Raw genomic sequence first — 4,461 nt, 5'->3', positions numbered from 1 at the left:
AGGAGAGCGCCATGAACGCCCAACCGAACCTCGGCATGCAGGTGACCACCTTCGAGAACCCGATGGGCATCGACGGCTTCGAGTTCGTCGAGTTCGCCGCGCCGGCCGGCCGTGGCACCGAGCTGCATGCGCTGTTCCGCAAGATGGGCTTTACCGCCGTGCTCCGGCACAAGTCGCGCGCGATCACGGTGTACCGCCAGAACGGCGTGAACTTCCTGGTCAACGAGGACCCCGATTCCTTCGCCGCCGACTTCGCGGCCAAGCACGGCCCCTGCGCCTGCGGTTTCGCGATCCGCTTCGAAAAGCCTGCCGACGAGGTTTGTCGGAAGGTACTGGCCAATGGCGGCGAGGCGATCGATCACAAGGCGGAAAGCCGCGCGGTGAGCGCGCCGGTGGTCAAGGGCATCGGCGATTGCATGCTCTACCTGGTCGACCGCTACGGCACCAAGGGCGACGTCTATGACGGCGATTACGCGCCGGTCGAGGGCGCCGACCAGAACCCCAAGGGTTTCGGCCTCACCTTCATCGACCACCTCACGCACAACCTCTACTTCGGCAACATGCAGAAGTGGTCGGACTACTACGAGCGACTGTTCAACTTCCGCGAGATCCGCTACTTCGACATCAAGGGCGCCAAGACCGGCCTGGTGTCCAAGGCGATGACCGCGCCGGACGGCATCGTGCGCATCCCGCTCAACGAGTCGAGCGACCCCAAGAGCCAGATCAACGAGTACCTGGACGCCTACCACGGCGAGGGCATCCAGCACATCGCCTGCTTCACCGACGACATCTATGCGACGGTGGAGAAGATGCGCGCGCAGGGCGTCGAGTTCCTGGACACGCCCGACACCTATTTCGACGTGATCGACCTGCGTATCCCCAACCACGGCGAGGACGTGCCGCGGCTGGCGAAGAACAAGATCCTGATCGACGCCGACCCGGAGACCAAGCAGCGCAAGCTGCTGCAGATCTTCACGCAGAACGCCATCGGGCCGATCTTCTTCGAGATCATCCAGCGCAAGGGCAACGAGGGTTTCGGCGAGGGCAACTTCCAGGCGCTGTTCGAGAGCATCGAACGGGATCAGATGAAGCGCGGGGTGCTCTGAGGCTTTTGAGCCCCTCTTCCTCCGGGAGAGGGGTTGGGGAGAGGGTACGGGCATGCCAGGACGCATCAACCCGCCGCTGCCGACACGGACGCGCAATCATGCCAAGTCGCTACGACAGTCGCGCACGGATGCGGAACAGGCCTTGTGGTATCGCTTGCGCGCCGCTCGCCTAGACGGCTTGAAGTTTCGCCGGCAGCATCCCATCCCGCCCTATGTGGCCGATTTTTATTGTGCGGCCTGCAAGCTGGTCATTGAGTTGGACGGCTCGCAGCATGACGATCAGATGGACCGCGAGCGTACCCGTTTCTTCAAGGCAAGGGGACTCGAGGTACTGCGCTTCTGGGACAACGAAGTCCTGCAGCAAATGGAAGCGGTGATCGAGGCAATCCTCCGCGCCGCGCACGACCGGACCCTCACCCCAACCCCTCTCCCGGAGGGAGAGGGGCTCAAGAGCGAAGAGCAATGAGTGCCATGCAATCGAGCGGTTACCAATCCGGATTCGCCAACGAATTCGCCACCGAGGCGATCGAAGGCACCCTCCCCGCGGGCCAGAACTCGCCCCAGCGCGTTGCCCACGGGCTTTACGCCGAGCAGCTCTCCGGCACCGCCTTCACCGCGCCGCGGCACGCCAACCGCCGCAGCTGGCTCTACCGCATCCGTCCGGCGGCGGTGCACGAGCCGTTCGAGGCGCTGGCGCACGAGCGCTTCCACAACCGCTTCGACGAAGCGCCGGCCACGCCCAACCAGTTGCGCTGGGATCCGCTGCCGATGCCGCAGCAGCCGGCCGACTTCGTCGATGGCCTGGTCACCCTCGCCGGCAACGGCGGCCCGGCCGAGCAGGCGGGGATCGGCATTCACCTCTACGCGGCCAACCGCTCGATGCAGGGGCGCTTCTTCTACGACGCCGACGGCGAGCTGCTGATCGTGCCGCAGCAGGGCCGCCTGCGCATTGCCACGGAACTGGGCGTCATCGAGCTCGAGCCGCAGGAGATCGCGGTGATTCCGCGCGGCCTGCGCTTCCGCGTCGAGCTGCCGGACGGCGAGGCGCGCGGCTACGTCTGCGAGAACTTCGGCGCGCTGCTGCGGCTGCCCGAGCTCGGGCCCATCGGCTCGAACTGCCTGGCCAACGCGCGCGACTTCCTCACGCCCTGTGCGGCCTACGAGGACGTCGAAGGCGATTTCCGCCTGGTCGCCAAATTCCAGGGCACATTGTGGGAAGCGAAGATCGACCACTCGCCGCTGGACGTGGTCGGCTGGCATGGCAACTACGCGCCGTACAAGTACGACCTGCGCCGCTTCAACACAATCGGCTCGATCAGCTACGACCATCCCGATCCGTCGATCTTCACCGTGCTGACCTCGCCCAGCGATACGCCCGGCACGGCGAACGTGGACCTGGCGATTTTCCCGCCGCGCTGGCTGGTGGCGCAGCACACCTTCCGGCCGCCGTGGTTCCACCGCAACGTGGCGAGCGAGTTCATGGGCCTGATCGCCGGCGTGTACGACGCCAAGGCCGAGGGCTTCATGCCCGGCGGCGCCTCGCTGCACAACTGCATGAGCGGGCACGGGCCGGATGCGGCCACTTTCGAGAAGGCGTCCGCCGCCGACCTTTCCAGGCCTGACGTCATCAGCGGCACGATGGCCTTCATGTTCGAGACGCGCAGGGTGATCCGACCCACGCGCCAGGCGCTGGCCTCGCCGCGGCTGCAGCAGAATTACTACCAGTGCTGGCAGGGCGTCGCGCGCCACTTCGCACCGCCCAAGGCCTGACCCTTTCGCAGGAGAAACCCATGAAGCTCGCAAGTCTCAAGGAAGGCGGCCGCGACGGCACGCTGATCGTGGTCAGCCGCGACCTGAAGCGCGCGGTCAGGGCCAGCGGCATCGCCCCGACGCTGCAGGCCGCGCTGGACGACTGGTCCAATGCGGCGCCGCGGCTCAACGCGCTGTCCGACGAACTCAACGCCGGCCGTGCCGCGGGGGCTTTCGCGCTGGACATGGCAGCACTGGCCGCGCCGCTGCCGCGCGCCTACGAGTTCGTCGACGGCTCGGCCTACCTGCCGCACGTCGAGCGCGTGCGCCGCGCGCGCGGCGCCGAGGTGCCGGCGAGCTTCTACATCGATCCGCTGATGTACCAGGCCACCAGCGCCGGCTTCCTGGGCCCGCGCGACCCGGTGGTGGTGCCGAGCGAGGACTACGGCATCGACCTGGAGGCCGAGGTCGTCGTGGTCACCGACGACGTGCCGATGGCGGCCACGCCGGCGCAGGCGTCGGAGCACATCCAGCTGGTCGGCCTGGTCAACGACGTCTCGCTGCGCGGGCTGATTCCCAACGAGCTGGCCAAGGGCTTCGGTTTCCTGCAGAGCAAGCCGCGCTCGGCGCTCTCGCCGGTGCTGGTCACGCCCGACGAGCTGGGCGAGGCATGGAGCGGCGACAAGCTGCACCTGCCGATGCGCACCTGGCTCAACGGCCAGTGGTTCGGCGAGGCCGAATGCGGCGTGGACATGCAGTTCAGCTTTGCCCAGCTGGTGGCGCACGCGGCCAAGACGCGCCCGCTTACCGCCGGCACCATCGTCGGCTCCGGCACCATCGCCAACCAGGACACCGGCAAGGGCGCCTCCTGCCTGGCCGAGCAGCGCACGGTGGAGACCCTGCGCGATGGCAAGCCGAGCACGCCTTTCCTGAAGTTCGGCGACAGCCTGCGCATCGAGGTCACCGACGCCGCCGGCGCCACGATCTTCGGCGCCATCGAGCAAACCGTCACGCCACTGTCGGCATGATCGGTGCCGCCCGGGCGCACAGGCGCCTGGGTGGTCCGGGCGGCCGGCCGCTCGTCGTCCCAGGGAGCTTGCCGCCATGCCGCATCCGTTGCCTTTCCTCGCCGCAGCCGCTGCGGTCCCGCTGCTGGCCCTGATCGTCCATGCGGCCGCACCCGGGCCGGGTGGTCGGGTCCATGCCGAGCGTTCGCTGCCGCACAACCTTTGCGCCTCCTGCCACGGAGGAGGGCAGGTGGCCTGGAGCGACGCCAGGCTCGATGCGGTCGACCTGATGGCGGCACGTGCCTACCTGCCAGGCCTGCCGCGCGGCTGAGTCGTCCCGTGGCAAGCCGCCGTCCCTGCGCCCGATGCATGGCGCCTGCCGGCTCCGCGGAGGCGCACGCGGGCGGATAAGCGGGTGCGGACCCGTGACCTTTTCCGCCCGGGCACCTCTCCACCTTGATCGCGGTCAAGGGCACGAGCCATCGGCCCGGCACACTGGCTCCATGAGCCATACCCTTGCCGCACCCGCCTTCGATCCGGCGCTGAACGAGCGCTACGACACCGCGGCCCCCGCTGCACCAGCTACCCGACGCGCCGCC

At 68.0% G+C, this 4,461-nt stretch carries 5 protein-coding genes; all 5 read left to right on the top strand.

Going from position 1 to position 4,461, the window contains the following annotated elements; translation table 11 throughout:
• Nucleotides 1-11 precede the first annotated feature (11 nt).
• The gene (gene hppD / locus HOQ08_RS03305) at nucleotides 12-1,106 is read left to right on the top strand and encodes a 4-hydroxyphenylpyruvate dioxygenase (protein WP_291191589.1); all 1,095 of its coding nucleotides are present in this window, start codon (nucleotides 12-14) and stop codon (nucleotides 1,104-1,106) included.
• A gap of 52 nt (nucleotides 1,107-1,158) precedes the next feature.
• On the top strand, nucleotides 1,159-1,572 hold the full coding sequence (locus HOQ08_RS03300; RefSeq protein WP_291191587.1) for a DUF559 domain-containing protein: 414 nt from the start codon (nucleotides 1,159-1,161) through the stop codon (nucleotides 1,570-1,572).
• Nucleotides 1,569-2,876 (top strand): homogentisate 1,2-dioxygenase, encoded by a 1,308-nt coding sequence (gene hmgA, locus HOQ08_RS03295; RefSeq protein WP_291191584.1) that lies wholly within the window; start codon nucleotides 1,569-1,571, stop codon nucleotides 2,874-2,876. Before HOQ08_RS03300 ends, hmgA begins: the two co-directional genes overlap by 4 nt.
• Nucleotides 2,877-2,896: 20 nt before the next feature.
• On the top strand, nucleotides 2,897-3,883 hold the full coding sequence (locus HOQ08_RS03290) for a fumarylacetoacetate hydrolase family protein (protein ID WP_291191580.1): 987 nt from the start codon (nucleotides 2,897-2,899) through the stop codon (nucleotides 3,881-3,883).
• A gap of 76 nt (nucleotides 3,884-3,959) precedes the next feature.
• Entirely contained in the window at nucleotides 3,960-4,193 is a 234-nt protein-coding gene (locus tag HOQ08_RS03285; RefSeq protein WP_291191576.1) for a hypothetical protein, read from the top strand.
• The last annotated feature ends 268 nt before the right edge of the window (nucleotides 4,194-4,461 follow it).

This window comes from Frateuria sp., from assembly GCF_013362045.1.
Lineage (GTDB): Bacteria > Pseudomonadota > Gammaproteobacteria > Xanthomonadales > Rhodanobacteraceae > Frateuria_A.
The sequence above is the reverse complement of the archived record's forward strand: the minus strand, read 5'-3'. Positions and strand labels throughout refer to the sequence as shown.